The sequence below is a fragment of the Guyparkeria sp. genome (assembly GCF_046545975.1).
In the GTDB taxonomy this organism is placed as follows: domain Bacteria; phylum Pseudomonadota; class Gammaproteobacteria; order Halothiobacillales; family Halothiobacillaceae; genus Guyparkeria.
This window is the reverse complement of sequence record NZ_JBKGYT010000019.1, coordinates 1-25,547: the sequence shown is the minus strand read 5'-3', so window position 1 is coordinate 25,547 and position 25,547 is coordinate 1. Positions and strand designations below refer to the sequence as shown.

Annotated in this window: 25 protein-coding genes and 1 pseudogene; 10 read left to right on the top strand and 16 right to left on the bottom strand. The window is 67.0% G+C overall.

The genetic code is table 11. The annotated features are described in order from the left end of the window. Positions 1–181: 181 nt before the first annotated feature. A pseudogene (locus ACLFMY_RS03280) lies at positions 182–673 on the top strand (phosphate-starvation-inducible PsiE family protein); the annotation flags it as partial. Between the two features lie 125 nt (positions 674–798). Here the strand turns inward: ACLFMY_RS03280 and ACLFMY_RS03275 are convergent. Further along, positions 799–2,187: an alanine/glycine:cation symporter family protein gene (locus ACLFMY_RS03275; RefSeq protein ID WP_410763117.1), complete on the bottom strand. Its 1,389-nt coding sequence runs from the start codon at positions 2,185–2,187 to the stop codon at positions 799–801. A 171-nt stretch (positions 2,188–2,358) separates the two neighbouring features. Here ACLFMY_RS03275 and wrbA point away from each other — a divergent pair, with 171 nt between their 5' ends. Further along, a complete protein-coding gene (gene wrbA / locus ACLFMY_RS03270) occupies positions 2,359–2,958 on the top strand; it encodes an NAD(P)H:quinone oxidoreductase (protein WP_410763116.1) in 600 nt (199 codons plus the stop codon). A gap of 85 nt (positions 2,959–3,043) precedes the next feature. On the opposite strand, the gene ACLFMY_RS03265 is transcribed toward wrbA, so the two are convergent. Continuing rightward, entirely contained in the window at positions 3,044–5,008 is a 1,965-nt protein-coding gene (locus tag ACLFMY_RS03265; RefSeq protein ID WP_410763118.1) for a CocE/NonD family hydrolase, read from the bottom strand. 56 nt (positions 5,009–5,064) lie between these two features. Then, positions 5,065–6,384, bottom strand: a complete 1,320-nt coding sequence (locus ACLFMY_RS03260; RefSeq protein WP_410763114.1) for an acetyl-CoA carboxylase biotin carboxylase subunit family protein — start codon at positions 6,382–6,384, stop codon at positions 5,065–5,067. Positions 6,385–6,539: 155 nt separating this feature from the next. Here ACLFMY_RS03260 and ACLFMY_RS03255 point away from each other — a divergent pair, with 155 nt between their 5' ends. Then, entirely contained in the window at positions 6,540–7,565 is a 1,026-nt protein-coding gene (locus ACLFMY_RS03255) for a hypothetical protein (RefSeq protein ID WP_410763113.1), read from the top strand. Between the two features lie 21 nt (positions 7,566–7,586). On the opposite strand, the gene ACLFMY_RS03250 is transcribed toward ACLFMY_RS03255, so the two are convergent. Together ACLFMY_RS03250 and ACLFMY_RS03245 are read right to left on the bottom strand one after the other, a co-directional pair. Continuing rightward, positions 7,587–8,558, bottom strand: a complete 972-nt coding sequence (locus ACLFMY_RS03250) for a ribose-phosphate diphosphokinase (protein ID WP_410763112.1) — start codon at positions 8,556–8,558, stop codon at positions 7,587–7,589. Positions 8,559–8,569: 11 nt separating this feature from the next. Continuing rightward, positions 8,570–9,151, bottom strand: a complete 582-nt coding sequence (locus ACLFMY_RS03245; protein WP_410763111.1) for a beta-class carbonic anhydrase — start codon at positions 9,149–9,151, stop codon at positions 8,570–8,572. A gap of 232 nt (positions 9,152–9,383) precedes the next feature. Between ACLFMY_RS03245 and ACLFMY_RS03240 the strand changes: the two genes are divergently transcribed. Further along, positions 9,384–10,526: a CapA family protein gene (locus tag ACLFMY_RS03240; RefSeq protein ID WP_410763110.1), complete on the top strand. Its 1,143-nt coding sequence runs from the start codon at positions 9,384–9,386 to the stop codon at positions 10,524–10,526. 32 nt (positions 10,527–10,558) lie between these two features. On the opposite strand, the gene ACLFMY_RS03235 is transcribed toward ACLFMY_RS03240, so the two are convergent. From ACLFMY_RS03235 to ACLFMY_RS03210, 6 genes are all read right to left on the bottom strand, one after another. Further along, complete coding sequence (locus ACLFMY_RS03235) at positions 10,559–10,702, bottom strand: DUF3096 domain-containing protein (protein ID WP_410763109.1); 144 nt, start codon at positions 10,700–10,702, stop codon at positions 10,559–10,561. 118 nt (positions 10,703–10,820) lie between these two features. Continuing rightward, complete coding sequence (locus ACLFMY_RS03230; RefSeq protein ID WP_410763108.1) at positions 10,821–12,617, bottom strand: adenosylcobalamin-dependent ribonucleoside-diphosphate reductase; 1,797 nt, start codon at positions 12,615–12,617, stop codon at positions 10,821–10,823. Between the two features lie 75 nt (positions 12,618–12,692). Beyond that, complete coding sequence (locus tag ACLFMY_RS03225) at positions 12,693–13,214, bottom strand: PAS domain-containing protein (RefSeq protein ID WP_410763107.1); 522 nt, start codon at positions 13,212–13,214, stop codon at positions 12,693–12,695. 135 nt (positions 13,215–13,349) lie between these two features. Next, the gene (locus tag ACLFMY_RS03220) at positions 13,350–13,685 is read right to left on the bottom strand and encodes a NifB/NifX family molybdenum-iron cluster-binding protein (RefSeq protein ID WP_410763106.1); all 336 of its coding nucleotides are present in this window, start codon (positions 13,683–13,685) and stop codon (positions 13,350–13,352) included. Next, positions 13,682–14,521, bottom strand: a complete 840-nt coding sequence (locus tag ACLFMY_RS03215) for an MBL fold metallo-hydrolase (protein WP_410763105.1) — start codon at positions 14,519–14,521, stop codon at positions 13,682–13,684. Before ACLFMY_RS03215 ends, ACLFMY_RS03220 begins: the two co-directional genes overlap by 4 nt. Positions 14,522–14,591: 70 nt before the next feature. Then, positions 14,592–15,236, bottom strand: a complete 645-nt coding sequence (locus tag ACLFMY_RS03210; protein WP_410763104.1) for an arylesterase — start codon at positions 15,234–15,236, stop codon at positions 14,592–14,594. Between the two features lie 159 nt (positions 15,237–15,395). Between ACLFMY_RS03210 and ACLFMY_RS03205 the strand changes: the two genes are divergently transcribed. Further along, a complete protein-coding gene (locus ACLFMY_RS03205) occupies positions 15,396–15,572 on the top strand; it encodes a hypothetical protein (protein WP_410763103.1) in 177 nt (58 codons plus the stop codon). Between the two features lie 157 nt (positions 15,573–15,729). On the opposite strand, the gene ACLFMY_RS03200 is transcribed toward ACLFMY_RS03205, so the two are convergent. Then, positions 15,730–15,954 (bottom strand): hypothetical protein, encoded by a 225-nt coding sequence (locus tag ACLFMY_RS03200; protein WP_410763102.1) that lies wholly within the window; start codon positions 15,952–15,954, stop codon positions 15,730–15,732. Between the two features lie 280 nt (positions 15,955–16,234). Between ACLFMY_RS03200 and ACLFMY_RS03195 the strand changes: the two genes are divergently transcribed. The 3 genes from ACLFMY_RS03195 to ACLFMY_RS03185 all read left to right on the top strand — a co-directional run bounded on the left by ACLFMY_RS03195 (position 16,235) and on the right by ACLFMY_RS03185 (position 19,290). Then, positions 16,235–17,959 carry a hypothetical protein gene (locus ACLFMY_RS03195; protein WP_410763100.1) on the top strand — a complete coding sequence of 575 codons (1,725 nt, stop codon included), beginning with the start codon at positions 16,235–16,237 and terminating at the stop codon, positions 17,957–17,959. A 110-nt stretch (positions 17,960–18,069) separates the two neighbouring features. Beyond that, the gene (locus ACLFMY_RS03190; protein ID WP_410763099.1) at positions 18,070–18,465 is read left to right on the top strand and encodes a DUF2267 domain-containing protein; all 396 of its coding nucleotides are present in this window, start codon (positions 18,070–18,072) and stop codon (positions 18,463–18,465) included. A gap of 264 nt (positions 18,466–18,729) precedes the next feature. Beyond that, positions 18,730–19,290, top strand: coding sequence for an SgcJ/EcaC family oxidoreductase (locus tag ACLFMY_RS03185; protein WP_410763098.1), 561 nt, complete (start codon positions 18,730–18,732; stop codon positions 19,288–19,290). A 112-nt stretch (positions 19,291–19,402) separates the two neighbouring features. Here the strand turns inward: ACLFMY_RS03185 and ACLFMY_RS03180 are convergent, their stop codons facing one another. From ACLFMY_RS03180 to ACLFMY_RS03165, 4 genes are all read right to left on the bottom strand, one after another. Then, positions 19,403–19,720, bottom strand: a complete 318-nt coding sequence (locus tag ACLFMY_RS03180; RefSeq protein ID WP_410763097.1) for a cupin domain-containing protein — start codon at positions 19,718–19,720, stop codon at positions 19,403–19,405. Positions 19,721–19,777: 57 nt separating this feature from the next. Then, the gene (locus ACLFMY_RS03175; protein WP_410763096.1) at positions 19,778–21,499 is read right to left on the bottom strand and encodes a SulP family inorganic anion transporter; all 1,722 of its coding nucleotides are present in this window, start codon (positions 21,497–21,499) and stop codon (positions 19,778–19,780) included. A gap of 370 nt (positions 21,500–21,869) precedes the next feature. After that, positions 21,870–22,454: a GDSL-type esterase/lipase family protein gene (locus tag ACLFMY_RS03170; RefSeq protein ID WP_410763095.1), complete on the bottom strand. Its 585-nt coding sequence runs from the start codon at positions 22,452–22,454 to the stop codon at positions 21,870–21,872. 8 nt (positions 22,455–22,462) lie between these two features. Beyond that, on the bottom strand, positions 22,463–23,221 hold the full coding sequence (locus ACLFMY_RS03165) for an ATP-binding protein (RefSeq protein ID WP_410763094.1): 759 nt from the start codon (positions 23,219–23,221) through the stop codon (positions 22,463–22,465). Between the two features lie 232 nt (positions 23,222–23,453). Here ACLFMY_RS03165 and ACLFMY_RS03160 point away from each other — a divergent pair, with 232 nt between their 5' ends. Together ACLFMY_RS03160 and ACLFMY_RS03155 are read left to right on the top strand one after the other, a co-directional pair. Beyond that, positions 23,454–24,425 carry an NERD domain-containing protein gene (locus ACLFMY_RS03160; RefSeq protein WP_410763093.1) on the top strand — a complete coding sequence of 324 codons (972 nt, stop codon included), beginning with the start codon at positions 23,454–23,456 and terminating at the stop codon, positions 24,423–24,425. Positions 24,426–24,669: 244 nt separating this feature from the next. Next, complete coding sequence (locus ACLFMY_RS03155) at positions 24,670–25,431, top strand: transposase (RefSeq protein ID WP_410763092.1); 762 nt, start codon at positions 24,670–24,672, stop codon at positions 25,429–25,431. Positions 25,432–25,547: the final 116 nt, after the last annotated feature.

Sequence of the window (25,547 nt, the reverse complement as noted above, 5' to 3'; positions counted from 1 at the left end):
CCCGTATCGATGATCGCCCCGAGTCCCCGCGAGAGTAGCCCAGTAACCTGGCCCGGGAACCTGGCCGGTAAACCTGGGCGAGGAATCCGGGCGGCATCGTGAACCCGTGAACCTTGAAACGGCCTGCCGGCACCCACATTTACCCATCACCCGAATGCCACATCGCGATGGAGGTCCCGACATGACTCGCATCCACCTGCGTCGCAAGCAAAGACAGTCCGACCTGCGTCGCTATTGGGGCGTGATGAGCGTCTCGGAGCGTTTCGAGCAGGTCATCGCCTCCGTGCTCGGCGTGATCATCGCCGTGGTGATCCTGCTCGCGCTGTGGGAACTGTTGCGGCTGGTGGTCGAGACACTGCTGCTCCAGCACCGGAACGTGCTCGACCACCGGGTGTTCCAGACGCTGTTCGGTGCGATCCTGACCCTGCTGATCGCGATGGAGTTCCAGCATTCCATCATCAAGGTGATCGAGCGACGCGAGCACATCATCCAGACCAAGATCGTGGTGCTGATCGCCCTGCTCGCCCTGGCGCGCAAGTTCATCATTCTCGACACGGCGACCACCCCGCCGATGATGATTCTCGCGCTTTCCCTCGGGGTGCTGGTACTGGGGGCCGTCTACTGGCTGATCGAGCAGCGCGACGCCATCGCCCGTGAAAACGAGCCCTCGACCGTGGCGCGCGCTGACGCGGATCGACCGTCTCTGTCGTCTTCCGACACGACTCCGCGACAGGAACCTCCCTCCCCGAAGTCCGCCGCGGACGACGACGCGACCCGGCAGGCGTGAACTCGCCCATTTCAGTTTTCCGGCCGTTGCGCCGTGTGCCCGCGGAAATACTGCCGGGTCATGCGCACCACCAGCGGCGAGAGCAGCAGGATGGCGATCAGGTTGGGTATCGCGAGCAAGCCATTGGCGATGTCGCAGAGCGCCCAGATGAGCTCGAGGTTCATGACCGCCCCGATGGGCAGCAGGACACTGAACACCCGCCGGTAGATGGGGATCGCCCCGCTGCCGAACAGGTACTCCGTACCCTTCTCGCCGTAGTAGCTCCAGCCGATCACGCTCGAGATGGAGAAGAAGATCAGCGTCATGGTCACGGCAAGCTTGCCCAGATCGGGCACGGCCGCGTTGAACGCCATGGTGGTCAGTTCCGAGCCGCTCTTGCCGGTCTCCCAGACCCCGGTGGTCAGTATCACCAGCGCAGTCAGCGTACAGACGATCAACGTGTCGAAAAGCGGGGAGTTCATCGCCACCAGCCCCGCCTTGACCGGGTGGTCGCCGCGGCTAGCCGCCAGCGCGATCGGCGTTGTGCCCAGCCCGGCCTCGTTGGAGAAGATGCCACGGGCGACGCCGAACTGGATCACCGCCATGACGCCGGCGCCGGCGAATCCGCCCACCGCGGCCGTGCCGGTAAAGGCATCCAGCACGATGGTCACCAGGGCCCCGGGAATCGCGGCGGCATTTAACCCAAGCACCACCAGCGCACTGGCCACGTAGATCAGGAACATGGCGGGCACCAGTCGGGAGACGACGTGACCGATGCGCCGGATGCCGCCCACGATCACCAGCCAGATCAGCACCGCGTACGTCACCCCGATGGCGAACTTCACCATGAGCACGTTGCCCGGATCGGGAGCATATCCGGCCAGATCGCGGACGGAGAACTCCAGCGTGTCCGCCACCGAGTTCGCCTCGACCATGTTCCCGGTCCCGAGGGTGGCGATCACCAGGCAGACTGCAAAGAAGCGGGCCATCGGTTTCCAGCGCGGTCCCAAGCCCTGCTCGATGTAGTACATGGGGCCGCCGGCATACTCCCCCGTCTCGTTGCGGAAGACTCGGAACTGCAACGAGAGTACGGTCGAGGCGTAGACGGTCGCCATCCCCACGATGGCGGTAAGCCACATCCAGAGAATCGCACCCGGACCGCCCATCGCGATGGCAGTGGCGACCCCCGCGATGTTCCCGTTCCCGATCGCAGCGGACAGCGCCACGGTCAGCGAGCGGAAATAGCTCAAGTCCCCCTCGGCCGCCACATTCTGGCGTCCGAGCAGACGGATGGAAAGCCCCAGGCGGAAGATCTGTATGAGCCGCAGCCGGACGGTGAAATAGACCCCGGTCCCGACCAGCAACACAATCGTGATCGGCCCCCAAACGAAGGCATTGACGGCGTGGACGGCTTCCTGCATCGGCGTGATCCGCTTCCGGGCGACTGCCTCTGAAACTAGCAGCTCGGGCGTGGATTCGACGGCCGCTGCTCCAGTCTTCCCGCCCGGACGCGGAAGGGCTCGGCAACCCGGGCCGGGCTGATCTATCTTTTCGTCAGAATCCAGGTTCCGTCAATTCAACAGAGGTAAACCATGAGCAAGGTACTCGTCCTTTACTACTCCATGTACGGCCACATCGAGACCATGGCGCAGAGCGTCGCCGAGGGTGCCCGCGAGGTCGACGGCACGCAGGTGGAAATCAAGCGTGTGCCCGAACTCATGGACGAGGAGACGGCGAAGAAGGCCGGGGCGAAACTCGATCAGGCCGCGCCTGTCGCCGATCCCAAGGAACTGGGCGACTACGACGCGGTGATCATCGGCACGCCCACCCGCTTCGGCAACATGGCCGCCCAGATGCGCAACTTCCTCGACCAGACGGGCAGCCTCTGGATGGAGGGCAAGCTGATCGGCAAGGTCGGCAGCGTGTTCACCTCCACCGGCACGGGTGCGGGCAACGAGACCACGATCACCTCCACCTGGAACACCCTCGCCCACCTGGGGATGGTGATCGTCGGCACGCCTTACGGCACTCCCGAGCTGTTCGACATCTCCGAGCCGCGCGGGGGCGGTCCCTATGGCGCCGGCTGCCTGGCTGGTGCGGACAACAGCCGCCAGCCCAGCGAGAAGGAACTCGCCATCGCACGCTACCAGGGACGACACGTCGCCGGGATCTCGAAGAAACTGCACGGCTGACCATCGCCCCGCGCGCGCGATGCCGAAGGCCCGGTCCCGTGCCGGGCCTTTTCGCGTTCACACCCCGCAAAGCGGGCCCGGGGCGTCAGACCAGGTCACGCGGGATCTCCACGTCCCAGTTGTCGGAATGCACCCGCTTGTCACCTTCCCAAGCGTCCAGCTCGGCGTGGATGACGAAGTGGGTCCTTGTCGCGGTGAGCTTCGTCCGCGTCACGGTCCGCACCGACCAGTCGCCCCGGCGGTAGCCCCGCTCCCACAGGGTCTCGCCCTTGGGCGAGAGGTAGTCGTAGCCGCGGTAGCTGTACCACTCCAGGGCCTTGCGCTGCATTTCGAGGTTCGCCGGGCCGATGTGGATGGTGCCGTCGTCGTTGATCACCTCCAGCGTGGTCTCGTCGGTCTCGAGATCGCGGATCACCCGCCACTTGTGCTGGCCGGGCTCGACCGTCCGGATTGATGTCGGTCGCGCCCCTTCGGCCGGCGGGAAATCGATCAGCGCATCCTCGTCATCGCGCCGGGGGCGCTCGGGAAGCACCAGCCGGCTGGTGCCGGTGAACAGCGTCAGTCGTGCCGGCGCCGGGGCCGGCCAGGCCAGCGGCCAGTAGGAGGTGGAGATCGACAGCCGCAGCCGGTGACCGGTGGGGAAGACGTGCGCGATGTGATTGAGTCTCACGGTGACGCGGTAGCGTTCGCCGGGTACGAGTGGCTCGGGCTGCTCGGAACCGTGGCGGTGGGTGAGGTTCAACAGTCCGTAGGTTACCCGGGTCGCCTTGTCGTCCGGGGCGACATCCGAGAGCCGCACGGCCACCATGGCCACCGGGCGATCGGCACTGACCGCCAGCTCCAGCGTCGGCGCGCCGAGGATCTCCAGCGGCCCGGACAGCCGGTGCGAGTCGAACACCAGCGCCCCGCCGTCCTCCTCGCGCTGGTCGTGCGGGAGGTCCGGCGTCGCCGCGTAGGAGCACCACTTGCCGGCGAATATCCCCACCGAGAGCGGCGACTGGATGGACATGACCGCCTCGTCGATATGCCGCTCGCCCGGCTCGAGCGTGCCGGGCCATGCCAGGGCCAGCTCCCGGGACCGGATCTCCGGCGAGGGCCATTGTGTCTCGCCCACCCAGCGACCCTCGCGCCGCTCGTAGAAGGTGGTCGGCGGCGCCGAGCACTGCATCCACGCGCGCAGCATGGGCTCGTCCATGATGTCGGTCTCGATGTCCTTGAGCCACTTGTCCCACCAGCGCAGGCATTCCTGCAGGAAGCCGATCGCCGGGCCGGGCACGCCCTGGTGGGGATACTTGTGGCTCCAGGGGCCGACCAGCCCCAGGCGCGGGACACGCAGGTGCTCCATCAGCCGGAAGACCGAGTTGGTGTAGCCGTCGGTCCAGCCGGAGACGGCCATCACGGGGCATTCGATCGCGTCCCAGTCCTCGCAGACCGAGCCGTGCTGCCAGTATTCGTCGCGCCGCTGGTGTTCCAGCCACTTCTCCAGCCACAGCCCGGAACCGCGCAGGCGCTCGAACCACATCTCCCGCCAGCGCTCGCCGACGATCTGTGGGTCGGGCGGCAACGAGTTGAAGGCGAGCATGGTCGAGGCCCAGGAGAGGTTGTCGCCCAGCAGGCAGCCGCCCATGTGGTGCACGTCGTCGGCGTAGCGGTCGTCGGTGGAGGCCACCGTGACCACCGCCGCGAGTTCCGGCGGGCGCATGGCGGCGATCTGCAGACCGTTGAAGCCACCCCAGGAGATGCCGATCATGCCCACGCGCCCGGCACACCAGGGTTGTGCGGCGATCCAGCGGATCACGTCCACCCCGTCGTCGAGCTCCTGCTGCAGGTACTCGTCCTCGAGCACGCCCTCCGAATCGCCGCTGCCGCGCAGGTCGACGCGCACGCAGGCATAGCCGTGCGCCGCGAAGTACGGGTGCATCACGTCATCGCGCATGCGGGTGTTGTCGCGCCGCCGGTAGGGGATGTACTCGAGGATGGCGGGCACGGGCTCTGACTCGGCGCCCTCGGGCATCCAGATTCGGGCGGCCAGCCGCGTGCCGTCGCTCATGGGAATCCAGAGATGCTCGATCTCGCGCACGGGCCGCGGCAGCGGGTCGATGATCCTCACGTTGCCTCTCCTTGTCGGTCCGGTTCGTCGGGCAGGTCACGAAACGTCAACGGCAGGCGGCCGAGCAGCTCCCGGTAGCGGCTCATCACGTCGTCGTGGCTGGCCCCGCCCAGGAAGATGACGGCCACCTCGTAGCTGTAGACCTCCTGGCCGCGCATCTCGGACAGGCGCATGCCCTCTTCCACCTCGACCTGGATGCGGCTGCCCGGAAACGCCTGCTCGAGCTCGCGGATCTCCTCGTCGGTCGGTGCCCGGGTGACCACGGCGTCGTGGAAATGTCGCAGCATGAACTTGATCGCCACCTGGTGCGGGCCTTCCCAGCGGGGAAACGCGGGCCGGCGGCCAAGGGCCAGGTCGATGGCGACCTCGTGGTGCGAGGCGCCGGCCACGTCCATGAACAGCGGAGTGTGCGACTTGGAGATGCGCGTGTTGACCTCAAGCAGCCCGATGCGGTCCGTGTCCTGATCCCAGAAGTACTCGATGTTGAACGGGGTGTCGTCGAGATCCATGGAGAGGACCGCCCGGCGGGTGATCTCGACCAGCCGTTCCTGGACGCTCTCGGGCAGCTGCGAGGGAAACTCGTAGCGCGCGAACGACGAACCGACCCCCCCTTCGCGGATCGAGTCGATCACGCCGTAGACGACGGTCTGGCCGTGACGGATGAAGCCCTCGACGGTGCACTGCCAGCCGTCCATGGGCGCCTCCAGCGTGCAGTGCCAGGCATCGATATCGGTGGGAATGTCGGACGGCAGGTTCGCCCGGCAGGTGAAGCGCTCGAAGGGCTCGCCGAACAGCCGGATCCCGGCACGCAGACCGGCCAGGGCCCGTTCCAGGTCTTCCGGGCCGTCGACGCGGTAGACCATCTGCGAGGAAAACCCGATGTTCGGCTTGATCCAGAACGGGTAGTCCAGTTCCACCCGGTCGGCGGCGTCCGGATCGAAGGGATCGAGGCCCTGGAAGGCGGGCACGTGCTCCGGGATGGCGCGGGCCTGACGCAGCCGCGACCAGTACTTGTGCTCGGCGATCAGGATGCCTTCCAGGCTGGGGCCGGGCAGCCCCAGGGCGTCGCGGAACACCACCCGCAACGCCGTGGTGGGGAAATCCCAGTGACCGATGACGGCATCGGGCCGCACGCCGGACGCCTCGATCTCGCGCATCCCCCGCTCGATCATCTCGTCGATCGGGTAGCTCTCCGGATGGACCACCATCCCGTAGGGCAGCAAACCGTGGAAGGCATAGTCCTCGGCGTGGCGAATGCCCTCGAGCTGCCGAAGATGAAAATCGTCCAGGCCGATGACAAAGACGTGCTTGGTCATGTCCCAACCTCCCGGGAAACGATGCAGCGGACCCGGTCCATGCAGCGTGGCCCCGGTACCCGATGGTAGATGCTGTTCGCCCGCCTTGCCGCTCCCATCGACCAAAGGGTGGACTAGGCTCGGGAAACGCAACCTGACACCCGGTGGAACGACATATGAGCCAGCCATCGACCGACTGCCGCATCGAGGACAAGGTGGCCTTCCTCAGTCGCCCCGAGGCCTATGGCGACGAGCACCCGGAGCGCATCGAGGTGATCGAGACCCACATGTCCTGGGTGTTCCTGACCGAACGCCATGCCTACAAGCTCAAGAAGCCGGTCCGCTATGCGTTTCTCGACTTCAGCACGCTGGAGGCACGCGGTCGCGACTGCGCCGCCGAGGTGCGGCTCAATCGGAGGCTGGCACCGGATACCTACCTCGGTGCCCTGCCCCTGAACCTCGACGATCGCGGGCAACTCACCCTGGGCGACGGTGGACGGATCGTCGACTGGGTGGTCAAGATGCGCCGCCTGCCGGCCGATCGCATGCTCGATCGCGTGATCCGCGAACGACGGCTGCACCCGGCGGACATCACGGCCGTGGCGGAACATCTCGCCGCGTTCTACTCGCGCTGCGAGCCGGTCGTGCTGTCACCGGAAAGCTACCGGGCCCGTCTGCGCAAGGACATCACGACCAACCTCGAGGCCCTGAGCGAGCCGCTGCACGAACCGGACAACGGGCAACTCGACCGCATCCGCTCGGCCCTGCTGGGGCTGCTGGCTCGCGAACCGGGTTGGTTCGATGCCCGTGCCTCGGGTGGACACGTGGTGGAGGGTCACGGCGACTTGCGGCCCGAGCATGTCTGCCTGGAGCGACCACCGGTGATCTTCGACTGCCTCGAGTTCGACCGGCGCCTGCGCACGCTGGATGCCGCCGACGACCTCGCCTTCCTGGCCATGGAATGCGACCGGCTGGAAGCCCCCGAGGTAGGCGAGACCCTCTACCGGGTCTACGGCGAGCGATGCGGCGACTGGCCGGACAGCCGCCTGATCGCGTTCTACAAGAGCCGGCAGGCCTGCCTGCGGGCGAAACTGGCGATCTGGCACATCTTCGAGCTGCCGACGAGCGAATGGGAGCCCTGGCGACAGAAGGCCCGCGACTACCTCGCGCTGGCCGAGGAGCAGGCCCGGCAGTGCGAGTAATGCCGGTGAAAAGACGGACCCTCAACCACCGTGGAGGCGCGCGATTGCCCCGGCGAACAGCGGCGCGGCGGACACGATCTCGAACTTCCCACCCAGCCGATTGCGGTCGATCTTCACCGGCCAGATGCTGTCGGTGATCAGTACCCGGTCGAAGGCCTCGTTGCCGAGATTCCCCTCCGCCCCCCGGGCGAACGCCCCGTGCGCGGCAACCGCCAGCACCTGGCGGGCGCCGGCCTCCCGGCAGCTGCGTGCGGCGTGCGTCAGCGTGCTGCCGGTGGCAATCAGGTCGTCGACCAGCACCACCGTGGCATCCTGCACGTCCCCGACCAGCCGACCGAGCGTCAGCTCGCCCGCCGCGCGGATCTTCTCGAAGAAGGCATCCTCCACCTCACGCTCCAGGGCGTCGGCCAGGGCTTCGCGGAAATCGACCGCGCGCTTGACGCCGCCGACGTCCGGCGAGCAGACCACCACCGGGTGCCCGGCGGCGATGCGCGGGGCGAGTTCGGGGACGAACAGGCGGTGCATCCCGAGCCGTTCGGTCGGCACCCGGAAGGCGTTGTCGAAGGCGGCCGGATTGTGCGGCTCGAGCACGAGCAGGCGGTCGATACCCATCGCCTCGAACAGCTGGGCAAGGTAGCGCAGGGTGACCGGGTCGCGCGGCTGCGTGCGCCGGTCCTTGCGGGCATAGCCCAGGTAGGGAACCACCGCGGTCACGCGCGCGGCCCCGGCATCCTTCACGCAGGCGAGGAAGAACAGCAGCCGGCACAACCGGTCGTTGACGCTGTGCCCGGGATCGGAATGCAGGGCGTGCAGGACGTAGACATCCCGGTCGCGCACGCTCTGTAGTGGACGGGCCTTGTGCTCGCCATCCTCGAACTCGCGCTCCTCGTGCTCGGCCAGGCGGATGCCCAGTTCGGACGCCACCTGCTGCCCAAGGGTGCGCGAACCCTGTAGGGCGAAGAGCAGCGCCTCGTCGGTGAGGTTTTCCCGCATGCCGGAGGCGATCAGCGTGCCCGCCCGGCCGCGGTGGCTTCCGGCACCTCGACCAGCTCGCCGGTCTTGCAGTCGTAGATGTACCCGTAGATCGGGATGTCCGGCGGGACCATCGGACTGGCCCGGATCCGCTCGACGTCCTGCACGACGCTTTTCGGGTTGTCGGGGATCGTCAGCCACTTGACGTACCGGCCCTCGGTCGTGCCGCCGCCGGCATCGCTGTCGTGCCAGCCCTGCTCGTCGACCGTGGCCGTTTCCAGGCTGCGCGACAGCAGGTCGGCCATGGTCTCGTCGTCGAACGTCTCCATGCCGCAATCGGTGTGGTGGATCACGAACCATTCCCGGGTGCCCAGCAGCTTGTAGGAGATCACCAGCGAACGGATCGCGTCGTCCGAGGCCCGCCCACCCGCGTTGCGGATGACGTGGGCGTCCCCCTCGGCCAGCCCCGCGTATTTCGCCGGGTCGAGCCGGGCATCCATGCAGGTCAGGATGGCGAAGTGCCGGCCCGGGGGCATCGGCAGGTCGCCCTTGTCACCGAACTCCGCCACGTAGTCGGCGTTGGCCGCCATGATTTCATCGACGATCTTGCTCATCTCGGTCTCCTCTGGACTGCCTCAGGACGCGGGGACCTCGTGCCTCGAACCGCGGTTGCCTGCACGACCCTCCCCCGGTTCAAGTTAGTACGAAGCGGTGTCGCCTTCAGGAAACGATTGACCAGGGGCCGTTTTTCACCGGCTCCGCGCCGGGGGATCGACAAGCGGGGACGGAATGACGCTAAGGTTGAGACAAGGGCCATGCCGACCATCATCGCGAGGACCGGGCACCATGAGCGCAGCGCAAGCCACCCCTGCCGACACGACGAGGATCACGCTGATGCTGACCGGGGACGTGATGACCGGGCGCGGCGTCGACCAGATACAGCCGGTGCCCTCCGACCCGACCCTCCACGAGGAATACCTGCGTGATGCCCGCGGCTACCTGCGCCTGGCCGAGGCAGCCAGCGGCCCGATCCCTCGTCGCGTGGCGCCGACGTACATCTGGGGGGATGCCCTGCCCGCGCTGGCGGCGGCCGCTCCGGACCGGCGCCTGATCAACCTGGAAACGGCCGTCACCACCGCCGACAGCCCCTGGCCGGACAAGGGAATCAACTACCGCATGCACCCGGCCAACATCGACTGCATCCGGGCCGTCGCCCCGGACTGCTGCGTGCTGGCGAACAACCACGTGCTCGACTGGGGCCGGGACGGCCTGCTGGAGACCCTGGACACGCTCGACCGCGCCGGCATCGCGACCGCCGGTGCCGGCCACGACGCGGACGAGGCCATGTCACCGGCGGTACTGCGCCGACCGGACGGGGGGCGATTGCTGGTCTTCGCCGCCGGGCATCGCAGCAGCGGGGTACCCGACGACTGGGCCGCCGGTCCGGGGCGCTGCGGCGTCCACTGCCTGCCGGACTTCTCCGCCGGCACCATCGACCGGCTGGCCGAGCGCATCGAGGCGGCGCGACGGCCGGGAGACCAGGTGCTGCTTTCCATCCACTGGGGCGGAAACTGGGGTTACGAGATCCCGGACGAGCACCGGGCATTCGCCCACCGGTTGATCGACCGGGGCGTCGTGGACCTCGTCCACGGACATTCCTCCCATCACCCCCGGGCGATCGAGGTGCATCGCGACCGGCTGATCCTCTACGGCTGCGGCGACCTGCTCAACGACTACGAGGGCATCCGGGGCCACGAGCGCTACCGGGGCGACCTGGCCCTGATCTACCTGCCGACGCTGGAGGAAGGACGACTCACGGCCCTGCGGATGCTGCCGTTCCGGATCGGGCGCTTTCGCCTCAACCATCCGTCAGCGGACGACATCGACTGGCTGGCGGCGACCATGGACCGCGAGGCCGCGCGCTTCGGCGGTGGCGTGGAACGGAAACCCGACGACACGCTCGCGCTGCACTGGCCGGTCGGCAGCTGAGCGCCGCCCCCTCCTCGTGACGAGGGCCGGTCTCAGAAGCCGTGACCCAACAGGCCGAGGACGCCGAGCACGATCAGGTAGATCGCCACGATGTAGTTGAGCAACTTGGGGAAGATCAGGATGGCGATGCCCGCGCCGAGCGAGATCAGCGGGGCGAGTTCGAGGTGGACGTTCATGGCGAGCCTCCTGCCGGGGTCATGTGGGCGTTCCTGCGCGCCCGGGAACGGTTCGCCGGGCCTCACCCCGGAAGCTAGCAGGTCCCGGCGCGGCTGTCTCCCCGCCGGATGCAAGTCCTCAGTCGCTTTCGCGCTCGATGTCGCAGCAGGGCGTGGCGGTCTCGGTCGCTTCCAGCACCGCGCCGGTGACCGGGTTGGGACGGAAGGTGGTGCAGCCCTTGAGTCCGAGGGCATGCGCACGGCGGTAGATCGCCTCGAATCGCTCGAAGGGCAGGTCCTCGGGCACGTTGATGGTCTTGGAGATGGCACTGTCGACAAGAGGCTGCAGTGCCGCCTGCATCCCGAGGTGCGCCTCGGGGCCGAGCTCGTCGGCCTGCACGAAGGCCGCCGGCAACGGCTCACCGGGATGGCGCTCCTGCCAGAGCCGCCAGGCGTGGTCGCTGATCGAGTGCGATGCCCGGCGGCCGTCGCGCTCGATCACCCGCCGGGTGAAGGAAAAGCGGAAGACCGGCTCGAGCCCGGAGGAGACGTTGTCCGCCAGCAGGCTGATCGTCCCGGTCGGCGCGATCGCGGTGAGGTGACTGTTGCGGATGCCGTGGCGAGCGATTCCGTCGCGGATGTCCCCCGGCAGTGAGCGCACGAACTCGCCGTCCAGGTAGGCGTCCCGCTCGAGGAAGGGGAACGGCCCCTTCTCGCGGGCCAGCTCGATCGAGGCCCGGTAGGCCGCGTGCGTGATCGTGCGCATCGCAGCGGCGGCCTGTTCCCGGGCCGGCTCCGAGTCGTAGCGCAGCCCCAGCATGATCAGCGCGTCGGCCAGGCCGGTCAGCCCCAGGCCGACCCGGCGGGTGCCGCGGGCCTGCTCGGCCTGGGCGGCCAGCGGGAACCGGGAGACGTCGATCACGTCGTCGAGCATGCGCACCGCGACCGCTGCCGTGCGGGCCACCGCATCGAGGTCCAGCCTGGCAGCCGGCGTGAACGGATCGCGGACGAAACGCGTGAGGTTGACCGAACCCAGGTCGCAGGCCCCGTAGGGCGGCAGGGGAATCTCCCCGCAGGGGTTGGTCGCGGTAATGCGCTCCCGGTACCAAAGGTTGTTGGCCCGGTTGACCCGGTCGACGAACAGCACCCCCGGCTCGGCGTGATCAAAGGTGGCACGCATGATCCGGCTCCAAAGCCGTCGGGCCGACACCCGCCGCACCACCCGGCAGGCGACCGGGGCGTCGAAACCCGGCCAGTCACGTTCCAGGATCTCGCCCTCGCCCTCCTCCAGTGCCTCTACGGGAAACAGCAGCGGCCACTCGGCATCGTCGGCCACCGCCGCCATGAAGTCGTCGCCGGCCAGCACGGAGAGGTTGAAGCGGGTGAGCTCTCCGGCCTCGCGCTTGGCGTCGACGAAGGCCTCGATGTCGGGATGGTCGACGCGCAGCGTGGCCATCATGGCGCCACGGCGGGCACCGGTGGACAGGATGGTCGCGCACATCGCGTCCCAGATGCGCATGAAGGAGACCGGGCCCGAGGCAATGGTGCCGGTGTGCCGGGCCGGCGTCCCGGATGGCCTGAGGGTGGAGAAGTCGTAGCCGACGCCCCCGCCCTGCTGCATGGTCAGCGCCCCCTCCTTGAGGGCATCGAAGATCCCGTCCATGGAATCCTCGATCCTGCCCATGACGAAGCAGTTGAACAGCGTGACCACCCGGTCGGTACCGGCGCCGGCGAGCACCCGCCCGCCGGGCAGGAAGCGGAACCCCTCGAGCGCCTCGCGAAAGCGGCCCCGCCAGTCCGCCGGACGGCGCTCGACGGCCGCGAGCGCATGCGCGACCCGCTCCCAGGAATCCTCGACGCGCGTCTCGCCGGGCTGGCGATAGCGCGAATCCCAGATCGTGCGGCTGATGTCGCTGGCGAAGGCGTCGTGTTCCATGCCCGAAGCTTAGGCCACCGGGACGGCAGGGACGAGTCCCCCCGCCCCAAGAGGTGACGACAGCCCGGTCGGCCTTCAGACGTACTGCATCACCAGGTCGGTGAGGGTCTTCGCGCCACGCTTTTTCAGTAACTTCTGGATCGCCTCGAAGCCGGCGGCGACCTGCTTGTCGCGTGGCTGGGCGCGCTCGACGGCGAGGATGTCGGCATAGACCTTCGACCACTCCTTGACCGCCTCGCGCTTGGGCATCATGCGCACCGAGCTGTAGCCGGTGATCTCGCCGCTGGCGTCCTTGCGCGGCGCGACCCGCGTGAAGACCCAGTAGTTGTCGCCGTTCTTCGCCCGGTTGTCGACGAAACCGAAGAACTCGTCACCGCCCTGGATGATCTGCCACATGGCGTAGAACACCGCCCGAGGCATGTCGGGATGGCGCAGGATGCTGTGCGGCGAGCCGATCAACTCGTCCTTGCTGTACCCGGAGATCCGGATCATGGTGGGGTTGGCGAAGGTGATCACGCCGCGGGTATCCGTGCGCGACTGGATGGTGTCGTGGGGCGACAGGATGATCTCGTGCCCGGTGACCGTTCGGTCAATCATGCAATGCTCCCTGGCGTCTGGGCGCTGCGCGCGCCGGAAATATACCAATCCTAAGGGCCTCCCCCGAGGCACCACAAGGGAAAACCGCGTCGTGGCGCACGTTCGTGCCTCGGTACGGATCCGGCACCACCACGGCTAGGCGTGCCCGGGACCGTGCTCGAGTGCCCCGTCCAGCAGCAGGCGGACGGCCTGGTCGGGATCGGACTCGTCGGTCAGGTATCCGCTCGCGCCCATCCCGGCCAGGCGACGGACCAGCCCCTCGCCCATGCCCTGGCTGATCAGCGCCTGGATGCCGTCGAGCGGGTGGGCTTCACCGGGCCGGGATTCGTGGAACGACTGCTCGCGCGGCAGTTCCAGCAGTTCGCGACCGACAACGGCCCCGTTCTGCACCTCGTAGACCCAGAAGCGCCGGCAGCGACCGGCATGCGAGGTGACCGTGCGGCGATTCTGGCTGGTGACGGCGATTTTCATGCCCGAACCTCCCCGATTTCCAGGACATCCCCGACCCGCATCTGGATGACCCGTTCCGCAAAGCGCTGCCGGAAGCGGCAGATCGCGTCGATGCCGGTGCAGTGGTTGGGCCCGATAACCTGGACGTCGAACCGCTCCAGCGCCTCGGCGGTGCGCTCCAGGCGCTCCGGCCCGGCGCGCAGCAGGTGCATCCCGCCGACCAGCGCGTGGACACGCGGCTCACCGGTCAACTCGCGAACCTGCTCCAGGGTATTGACCACCCCGGCGTGCCCGCAGCCGAGAATGACCACCACCCCGTCGGCGGTCCGCGCGTAAAGCGCCTGGTCGTCGGGAATCCGGTCCTCCTCGCGGCAGTCCGCGTCCCGGAAGAATGGTCCCCCCGTGTCCTCGTAGTCGTTGCGGCGGGGAATCTGCCCGGTGACGAACAGGCCGGGCACGATCTCCGTCGGCCCCTGCGTCCAGACCAACTCCGCGGCCATGTCCGCCAGTGTCCGCGCTTCCGGCAGGCCGGCCCCGATCTCCTGGCCGTGGCGGTTGAACTTCGGCTCCAGCGCCGCCGGATGGAGAAACAGCCTCGCCCCGGGGCTGCGCTCCAGCACCGCGGGCAGACCGCCGGTGTGATCGTAGTGCCCGTGACTGAGCACCACCGCGTCCAGCCCCGCCAGGGACACGCCCAGGCGCTCGGCGTTCGATGCCAGCACCTGCCCCTGCCCGGAGTCGAAAAGGACGCGCCTGCCATCCGCCTCGACCAGAAAGGCCAGGCCGTGCTCGCCCAGCAGACCGCGCCCGGAGGCGGTGTTTTCCACCAGGGTGGTGACTTCGAGATGCTTGATCATGGCAGCTATCCAGTTTTCTTATATGTTATAAGATAACACTCGCATTCCATCCTGCAACCGGTTCCTGCGATCAGAGCGCGCCCTCCTCGACCAGGAAGCGGTGGATGCGCTCGGCCATCTCGCGGTAGCCGTCGGCATTGAGGTGCACCGCGTCCGACTTGTAGCCCGGTCGCCGCAGGAGACTGGCGACCAGTCCGTCGATCAGCGGCAGGTCGTACTCCTCGGCCAGTTCCCCGTAGATGGGGGCCGAGCGGGAGAACAGCGACTTCTCCGGCACGCCGACCAGTACCACCTGCACGCCCCGTTCTCGCGACATCTCGATCATGGCGGCCAGGTTGCGGCGGGCCTCCTCCAGGTCCTGGTTGCGCAGCACGTCGTTGCCGCCCGTCAACAGGATGACCAGTGACGGCTGCGTATCCTCCAGCACCTCGGCGAGCCGCTCCCGTCCCTCGGCGGTGGTCTCGCCCGACACCCCGGCATTGACCACCGGAAGGCCGGACAACGCCTCCAGCTGTACGGGATAGCTGTTCTCCTCCGTGGCGCCGACGCCCTCGGTCAGGCTGTCGCCGAACGCGAGGATGACGTCGCCCGGGCCCAGCGGCTCCAACGCCCCGCCACCGCAACCGGTCACCAGCAGGGTGAGGAGAACGATCGCCGGCCAACGGGGCCCAGGCCACCGCCGAGCGTTCGTCCAGCCACGGTTGATTCGTCCCATCTTCTTCATTTCCCTTGCCTCACTGCCCGCCCGTTGCCGGATTCGAGACCGGACGGCGCACGCCTCCCGAACAAACCGGAAGTCATTGCCTTTCCTTGATATTCAACCACTGGGCAACCGATTTTCCGTGTGCATGATCAGGAGAAGAACCGGAGGCGCATGCAACGGATGCAGGAAGAACAGCAGCGCCTCAATCGCCTCGAGCAGGGCCTCAGGCCCGACTACGACGCGATCGAGACGTCGACGCGAAACCTCGGCGAGCGCCAGCAGAAGATGAACGAGCGTCACATCGAGATGCGCAGGCGCATGCAGGAGGCCCTGGAACGCGACGACTGATCGCCTCCGCCCGGCTCCACGACGATGACGGGGCCGCCCTTCCCCGGGCGGTTTTACTGCATGGGCGCGAGCATGAAAAGGCCCGGCGCGCCGTCAGGCGCACCGGGCCGGAATGTCGTTCGTGCAGAGTTTCCCTAATGCGGGCTGTCGGGTGTCGTCAGCCGGCCTTGGCCAGTGAACGGGCGTGTTCGACCGCGTCATCGAACACGGCAGTCTCGTACACGGTCTCCGGGTCTCCCGTGAAGGTCATTCTTCCGTTGGACGATCCCTTGCGCGGACGCCTAGTCGGCCGCTGGACCAGGTACATGCCGTCGGTTGCCTGCTCGACAGTGATCTTGCCGTTGCGGTAGAAGCCGCGTTCCATGTCCATCTGTTCTGCCATTGCTGGTGTACCTCTCGGTTGTCGACATGGCGCCGCCGAATGGGCGGCGCACGGTCACGCTCCGGGTCCGACCGGCACATCGCCGCATTCGGACCCGAGCGCCCACTGTAGGACAAACCCGATCGGCGCGTTATCCCCCCATGGAACGGACGCTCGCTGATCGATCGTCCGCAAACCGCGCGCGAATGCGGGCTGAACGCCGTTGACGCCTTGACCTGAGAGGGTTTTAATATCTTTCCGGCCCGACAGGAAAGTCGTTCATGCCCCAGGGAGGGGTGCCATGCTGCAACTGTCCCCAAGCCGGCACGCCAACGTCGTCGCCGCCCTCGTCATCCTGCTGCTGCTCGCCGTGATCGGCACCATCATGCTCGGCCAGTCGAAGCTCCGCGCCGTAGCCGGCCCCACGGCAATCGCCGCCGACCGTGACGGGCGCTTCCACTTCCTTGCCGACGGTTTCCTGCATGCGGCAACGGCCGAAGGCGAGGTCACCCACCGGACCGATCTCGCCTCGCTGGGCCTCGGCGGCCGGGTTCCCGACATGCAGGTCAGCGGCGATGGGCGGTTCCTGCTGGTCGGCGATGCCGCCGCGGGGACGATTGCCTGGTGCGTCCGCGACCTCTCCGGGTGTCCGCGGCACACTCCCCTGCCGCCTGGAACCGGCGGGCGGGTCTTCCACTTTCACCACGATGCGACCCGTCAGCGGATCGTCGTGCTCACCGGCGATCCGGCGCGGCTCGACGAGCTCGATACCGACGGCCGGCGTGTCCGGCAACTGTCGGTCCCCGGCGGGCTGGACCACTCCAACACGGTGCGGTCGGGCCGCGACGGCACGCTCGTGATCGCGGACACCAACGCTCACCGCATCGTGGCGATCGATCCCGATGAGACGGCTGCCACGCCCGTGCTCGAGTTCCGCACCGACACGGGCGACGGGCGACCGGATCGCAACTGGCCCGTGGCGGCCGTGCAGGATGGCGACGGATCCGTCTGGATGATCAGTACCGACGGCATGCTTGGCGACGGCGACCTGCTGCTCGTCGATCCGGACCGCCCGAGCGGGCGTCTGATCGGGATGCCCGAGAACGCCGACCCACGTTCGCTGGCCGTCGTCCCCGGCGGCGTCCTCGTGGCCGACCACGGCAACCCGGGCATCTACCACGCCGGACCCGACTCGGATCGGGCGGAAAGACTGGCACATCCGACGCTGGATGCCGTGTTCGCGCCCCTCATGGAGGCACGGAACGACTGGCAGCGCTGGATCTCCGCGGGATGGCTGCTGGTGGCACTGGCCCTGCCGCTCGGCGTGCTGGCCGCCGTGCTGGACTGGCGCACGCGCCGCGAGCAGGAGGAAGAGCGCCAACGCCGGGCGGTCCTGCAGGAACCGTCCGCCGTATCCCGTCCCGGTCGCAAGGCGGGCACCCCGGAGAGCGACCCGCCCGAGAACGCCATCGAACCCGATGGCGAGGGCGTGATCTGGCTGCGCCCGGACCCGGCCTTCCTGCGCCGGATGCGCTGGTTGGCGATGGGCATGACGGGGATCGCCGTGGCGGGCATGCTGCCGATGATGCTGATCGTCGCCACCGAGACGGATGACTGGACGCTGCTGGCGATGATGGCGGGGCTGGGACTGTTCCTCGTCCTCCTCGCGATTGCCAGCCTGCTGGGCATCCGGAGACTGCGCATCGGCTGGGACGGCGAGACCCTGAGACTGGTGGGCATCACCGGCCGCGAGGAGCGCATCGCCCCGGAGGACGCCGTGCTCACCGGCCAGCGGCTGGTCGGCCGGCGCATTGCCGTGCCGCTGGTCAACGGCAAGACGCAGCGTGCCGTCTTCGACCGGGCCCAGTTCGATCACTATCTCCGGCCGATCCTAAAGACCGCCGAGCAGCACAGCGAGATCGGGCACTTCTGGAACCAGCTGCGCGACGGCAGGCCCGCCGCCTGGGGTCAGCTCGTGGCCATCGGACTGATGCTGGCCGCGGTCATCTGGCTGGAAAGCGGCTGATCGACCGTCGTCCTGAATGCTGGTCCCGCGATGTCTAGACTACTGAATTCCCCCGGGCATCACCGCGACGTGACGCCCGCCCGAGTCGACATCCAGCGAGGTAGATCGCCATGCAGTACGACCAGTTCGTCCACCAGGTACAGCATCGGGCCCGGCTGAGTTCCAGCGGCGAGGCCATCAAGGCCATCCACGCGACCCTCGAGACCCTCGGGGAACGCCTGCAGCCGGGGGCGGCGAAGAACCTCGGCGCGCAGCTGCCCACGGAGATCGCGGCCTACCTCGACGGCGCCGCCGGCCAGGAATCCTTCGATGCCGACGAGTTCTACGAGCGCGTCTGCGCCCGCGAGGGCACCGGCCTGAACACCGGCGTCTTCCACGCCCGCGCGGTGATCAGCGTGCTCCAGGATGCCGTTTCCGCCGGGGAGATGGAGGACATCCGTTCCTCACTGCCCGGAAACTACGCGCCGCTGTTCGAGTCCGGCAGCGAGGGCCACATGAAACACTGACGGCCCCGCCCTTCCCGGCCGGAGACCCGGTTCGCCGCCGTTCAGCGATCGCCTGCCGCCCCTGCTCGCCAGCGACTCGCGGCGCCTCGATCACGAACGACTCGCCGGGCCAGAGTGGGATGGCATTCGTGCAGAGGTTCCCTCGCGGGTGACTGCTGATCACGGAACCGTGCGGGTCATGGAGCATCGCATGACAGGGCAGACGCAGTCCCTTACAATCCCTGCCAAATCAGGCCGGAAACGGCCAACCGCGGAGACCATGCAGTGACCACATCCAGCCGTCCGCGCATCAGCGGCACCCAGTTCATCACCGCCGACACGGCACCCCGCGCCCGCCTCAGCCTGGGCGCCTCGCACCGCGACCCGTATCACCCGGTCACGGGCACCGGCAGCGCCGTCGAGGCGATCGACGTGCCGGCCGACGAGAGCTGCATGGTCTGTGCCCCGGCGACGCGCCAGCTCGCCGAGGACCTGTTCAACCAGTGGAACGACGCGCTGAAGACCGGCGATGCCCGCCGCGTCACGGCCCTGTACGCCGAAGACGGCGTGCTGCTGCCCACCGTCTCCAACGTGCCTCGTACCAACCACGCGGAGATCGAGGACTACTTCGAGCACTTCCTGGAGAAGAAGCCCGTCGGCACCATCAACACCCGCAACGTGAAGCTCGGCTGCAACAAGCTGACCGACGCCGGCACCTACACCTTCCGCGTCACCGACGGCGACGAGACCCGCGACGTCCCGGCCCGGTACACCTTCGTCTGGGAAAACCGCGACGGCCGCTGGCTGATCGTGCACCACCACTCCTCGATGATGCCGACCGGCTGACCACCCGTCCGCCACCGAATCCCACCGACAGCGCCCGCCATCCGGCGGGCGTCTGCATTGCGGTGACATGGCACGCAGCGCGTCTGGCGACGTGGTCGCCTACCGGGGTGGCTCAGTCGTAATGCACCGCCAGCCAGACCGTATCCTCCTCCGGGTCGGTCCAGGTGACACGGTGGCGGCGGTGGGCGGGAATGCCCAGATGGTCTCCGGGACCCAGCGTCACCTCCTCGCCGTCCTCGAATGCGACCATCCCACGCCCCTTGAGCACCACCACCCACTCGTGGCGCGGCTGGTCGTACCAGCCGGCTGCCGGTGACGTATGGCCACGCGAGACGATGCGTTCGACCGTCACGTGCTCGGCATCGACCAGCGTGTCGAAACGCTCCTCCGAAAGCCGTTCAGGGAGATGCTTGAGCAGGTTGGCAATCATTCGGGCTCCTTCATCGCCCTCGTCATGGAACACGGACCGAGCGACACGACTCGTCAGTCAGGCTTCGGCAGGCTGTCCCTGACCGCCCCTGCCTCCCGGCGTGGCCTCCGACCGCGAGCAGGCCTGGCGCACCGCCTCGGATCGACTGGCCAGCCAGTCCTCGGGCCGGACCTCGCTGGCCACGCCCAGTTGCTCGAGACGCGCCCGTGGCTGGTCCTGGACGCCCGAGAGCAACACGCGGGAACCGCGTCCCACCGCATCGTGGATGATGCGCTCGAGGACCAACGCCGTACTCACCCCCAGGTGGGGAACACCGGTCAGGTCGATGACCAGGACCCGGGTATCGTCCAGCCGGTTCTGCTGACGGGTCAGCGTCTGGGCTGCCCCGAAGATCAACGGCCCGCTGAGATCGAGTAACGCCACCCCGCTCCCCGCCTCGGAGAGCAGCCGCTTCTCGTCGGCCTCCAGGCCCTCGTAGTCGCTCTCGTCCGGCTCCTCCGCCTTGCCGAGCACACGGACGTGCTCCGATTGCAGATCGGACAGACGACGGATGGTGAGGATGTTGGCAACGAACAGGCCGATCCCGACGGCGGTGATCAGATCCACGAACACGGTCATGCCGATAACGCCGTACATGATCAGCGCGCCGCGGATCGACAGCCGGTGCGCGCGGCGCAGGAAGCCCCAGTCGATGATGTCGATGCCCACCTTGATGGCAATGCCGGCGAGGATCGCCTTGGGGATGTTCTCCACCAGTCCGCTGGCGCCGAAGACCACCACGCCCAGCACCCCGGCACGCACCAGCCCCGACAGGGCCGTGCGCGCCCCGGTCTGGATGTTCACCACGGTACCCATGGTCGCGCCGGCACCCGGCAGGCCGCCGAACACGCCCGAGGCGAGGTTGCCCAGCCCCTGGCCTACCAGTTCCTTGTCGGAGTTGTGCTCCTTGCGCGTCAGGCTGTCGGCGATCACGGAGGTCAGCAGCGCGTCGATGGAACCCAACATGGCCAGCACCAGGGCGTTGATCACCATGGTCATCCATTCATCGGCGGAGAACGTGGGCACCTGTATCGACGGCAGTCCCGAGGGGATCTCGCCGATGGCGCGGTACTCGCCGCTGCCGATGAACCACACGGCCAGCAGCGTGCCCACCACCAGTGCCAGCAGCTGCGGCGGCATGAAGCGCTGCCAGGCCTTCGGCATCAGGAAGAGGATGCCCAGCGCCACCATGCCGAGAAGCAGCTCGCCCGCCTGCACCTGCGCGAACAGGTCCGGCAACGCCTCCAGCGAGCCCAGCACCCCGCCGCCCGGCGAGGCATGGCCGAGCAGTCCCGGCAACTGGATGATGATGAGAATCAGACCGATCCCGGACATGAATCCCGAGATCACCGTGTAGGGCATCAGCGTGACGTAGCGTCCGAGCTTGAGGATGCCGAAGATCACCTGGAAGATGCCGGCGAGCATGACCGTGGTGAAGGCCATCGCCATGGCGTTCTCCGCGACCATCCCCGTCTCCGGGTCGGGGACCATCAGCGCCACGATCACCGCCGTGAACACCACCGTCATGGGCCCCGTGGGTTCCGAGATCAGCGTCGGCGTCCCGCCGAACAGCGCGGCGAACAGCCCCACCAGCACGGCCCCGTACAGGCCCGCCTCGGCACCCGCCCCCGACGCCACGCCGAAGGCCAGCGCCATGGGCAGGGCCACGACCGCCGCCGTGACCCCACCGAAGACATCACCCTTGAGATTGCCGAAACCTATCTGGTTGAAAACCCGCATCTGTCCGCCCTTCCGGAGCTCAATTGAACAAGCCGCGAGACTATCAGCAGGTCAACCAATCCATAAATTGGTTTTATCCCCCGCTCTCATAGAGTCCAGACTATGGTAGGCGGCGACACCGGCCGTTGCAGCGCGGCGTTCGGGACCAGCCACCATGAGCCGGGCGCCCCGTAAGCATGCGGACAAACCCCGGATGGTGGCGAGCGATGCCGCATGACGGCGCGACTCGCCCCCTGCTCAGGTGCCCGATGTATCACCCCGGCACCTGGGGGAAATCACCCACCGCTCTCGCGCGTTGATGTCCTTGAATCCAGCGATGGGACCGGTTCGACCGCCCCTGTCGAGCATACCGGCCAGGTGGCCAGTCCGCTCAGAACCACCATGCCGGCGACGAGGACACGATCCGCGCCATGCGTTCGTACCCTGCCGCGCCCGGATGGGCGCCGTCACCGTCTCGCAGCGTTCGTCGATAATCCGCAGCCGCCACGAGGGGAGTGAACAGGTCCACGTATGGGGTTCCGAGCGCCGATGCTAGGTCGCCAAATGCCTCGGAAAGGCCCTGGATGCGGCGGTTGTGCTCCTCGTCGCCCACCGGCGGCGGCCCCACCACCAGGCATCGGTGGCGGGTGACGGACTCCACGATCTTGCGGAAATTGGCGACGGATTCATCCCGGGGCACGCGTGTCTTCCCGTGTTCCTGCTGGGTATCGTTCACGCCGCAGGAAAGCACGACCCGGCCATCGCAGCCGGGCGGAAGGCGCGGGGAACACTCCGCCTCGACGCGTCGGAGGATGTCGCGGCTGGTATCCCGTCTCACCCCGAGGTTGTAGTACGTGACGGGAATGCCCCGGGCATGGGCCTCACGGCACAGCCGCCCCGCCCAGCCCAGGGCGGTCTCGTCCCCGGTGCCATTGACGAACGAATCGCCCACGAAACAGATGCGAAGATCGGACACGGGGCACCTCACGCGTAACTGTTGAAGAACTGCCGCGCGACCCGGCCGCTGCGCACGCCACGGGACTGGGCGAAGCGAACGGCCTCGGCGTGCAACTCGTCGCGGTCGCCGGACCAGTCGCGGAAGTAGAAGTCGACGATCTCGAGGTATTCCGGCTGGGAGATGGGATAGAACGACAGCCACAGGCCGAAGCGGTCGGAGAGCGAGATCTTCTCCTCCACGGCATCCGCGTGGTGCAGTTCCGTGTCCACCACCCGCGTGCCCTGGTTATCGCTCGCCTGCTCGGGCAACAGATGCCGACGGTTGGAACTGGCGTAGACCACCACGTTCTCCGGCGGCAGCTCCAGCGATCCCTCCAGAACCCGCTTCAGTCCCTTGTACCGACTGTCGCCCTGCTCGAAGGAGAGGTCGTCGCAGAAGATGACGAACCGCTGCGGGAGATCGAGCAACGGGTCGATGATCTCCGGCAGATCGCCCAGGTCGCCAGCATCCACCTCGATCATCCGCAGCCCCTGTTCGCCGTAGGCATTGAGCATCGCCTTGATCAACGACGACTTGCCCGTCCCGCGCGAACCCCACAGCAGGGCGTTGTTCGCGCCCCGGCCGTGGAGAAAGCGCCGGGTGTTCTCCATCAACGCCTGCTTCTGGCGTTCGATACCCAACAACTGATCCGGGACGACCGGATCGACCCGACGCACCGTCCTCAATCGCTGGGAACCGGAGCGCCAAATGGCCGCGTGGGTGTTCTTCCAATCAAAATCAGTCATGGACAGTCGGCTTTGTTGGTACTCAATGTACGGCCAATATACCGAAGGCTACCCGAACCAGAGCTACGGTTTGCCAAAACCCGGCGGGGCAAATCCACCCAAGCCGTTGAATTCCGGTGTCGTGGACACTCCGGCAACGATCCATGCTCGATTCCGCTTATGTAGTGCGCTTATTCTTTGCTCTAACTCCGGGGCATGAACGCGCTCGGAAGAATATCGTTCAGGAGGCTTGATGATTCTCAAGGAAAAGGAAGGGCCAGCCGCTCAAGACGAGAGGACGAAGGCAGGACATCAACAGGAAAAGGATGTCGCTTTCTATCTGCGCCGGGAGTTTGGTGACGACGAATCGATCCTTGTGATCAACGACCTACGGGTCGCACACAAGGGGGAGTACGCGCAGATCGATCATCTCGTCGTGCATCCATTCGGGTTCGTCATCATCGAATCGAAAAGCATCCACGGCGAGGTAAAGGTGAACCGCCAGGGAGAATGGTCCCGCAGCTATCGCGGCGAGTGGTACGGCATGCCCTCCCCGGTTCGCCAGGCTGAGCTACAGGAGGCGCTAATCAAGGATCTGCTACGCCAGAACGTTGAAAAATTCCTAGGAAAAGTTCTTGGCGTGCAGATGAAAGTTGGTGGGCGTGACTGGAAAACGATCTGTGCCGTGTCCAGTAGCGCAATCCTGCATCGGGACGACATGCCGAAAGCCATCGCCGATCAAGTCGTCAAGAGCGAGTTCGTCGCCAAGAAGATTCGTGAACTGGTGGGCTCCTGGGCGGAAAGCTGGGTCAAGGCCAAACCGCGCTTCAGCCAGACGGAAATCGAAGGAATCGGCAAGTCCTTGCTAGAGAGGCACGAACCGCTGGCTGCCGAGCTGCGAGCAGCACGAGAGCCGTCAAAACAGCGGGCGAAACCTGACTCCACGCCAGAGCAGCCGCAAGCCGAGCAGGCGACTCAGACGACCAGAACGGACAAACCGGCGCTCGCCTGCAAACAATGCGGCGAGACAGCAAACCTCACGGGGCAATACGGCAAATACGGCTATTACATCCGCTGCCGGTCCTGCGGCACGAACACTTCAATGAAGACAGCCTGCCCCGCCTGCCAGTCACGCAAGGTCCGCGTGACCAAGTCCGGTCCCACCTACACATCCACCTGCCAAGACTGCGCGAATAGCTGGATCGTATTCCAACAGGCCGGCTAGCGGCTCATTTGGTCCACAGAAGGACGGCCCAGCTATCGGGTTGGGAAGCCCCCTTCGCCTTGCCGACCGTCCGGGGTGCCGCAGGGTCGGCGCCACATGGACGTGGCCCCCGCATGTGTGGCCATGTGTGGGTCGGACCGGGCCAAGATGTTGTTTCCACGCCGGTCAGTGGCGACAGTCGGTTCAGTGAAAGCCTTAGACAGCGCTTTTCACCACCAAAAACACCGCTCCAGGGAGGGAGCCCATGCCACGAGCCAACCGCTTCTATCTGCCCGGGCAGATCTGGCACATCACCCATCGATGCCATCGTCAGCAGTTCCTGCTGAAGTTCCTCCGCGACCGACGCTTGTGGCACAGGTGGTTGTTCGAGGCACGCAAGCGCTACGGACTTTGCGTCCTCGACTACATCGGCACGTCCAACCACATTCATCTGCTCGTTCGGGACCACGGGGAAGGCGAGATCGCGCGCTCAATGCAGCTTGTTTCCGGACGCGTAGCGCAGGCGTACAACCAACGGAAGCGACGCAAGGGCGCGTTCTGGGAAGATCGCTACCACGCCACGGCAATCGAGAGCGGCGAGCACCTCGCCCGTTGCCTCGTCTACATCGACCTGAACATGGTGCGCGCGGGCGCGGTGACTCATCCGGCCGCCTGGCCGGTCAGCGGCTACCGCGAAATCCAGTCCCAACCCAAGCGGTACCGGATTATCGATACCCCCGCCCTGCACGAGGCCCTCGGACTGAACGGAAATAGCGAGTTGAGCCACATCCACCGCGAATGGGTGGAGCAAGCACTAAAGGAAGCGAAGCTGCAACGAGATACGCGCTGGTCCCAGACCGTTGCGGTTGGGAGCCAGACGTTCGTCGAAGGGGTTCAGGAGCAACTCGGCTCCCGGGCACAGGCAAGACAGGTGGAAGACGCCGGCGATGCAACGTGCCTGCGCGAGTCGCCTGCCGCTTACATCGCTAATTTAGGGCCAGAAAACGTCGCTCTAACACCGAATTAGCTCGTCTGAACGGGGAAGAAACACCAGCAATCAATGGGTTAACTAAGTCCGACCCCGTCTAGCCCATGAGCATGCGGACAAATCCCGGTTGCCGGCGATCGATGCCGCATGGCAGT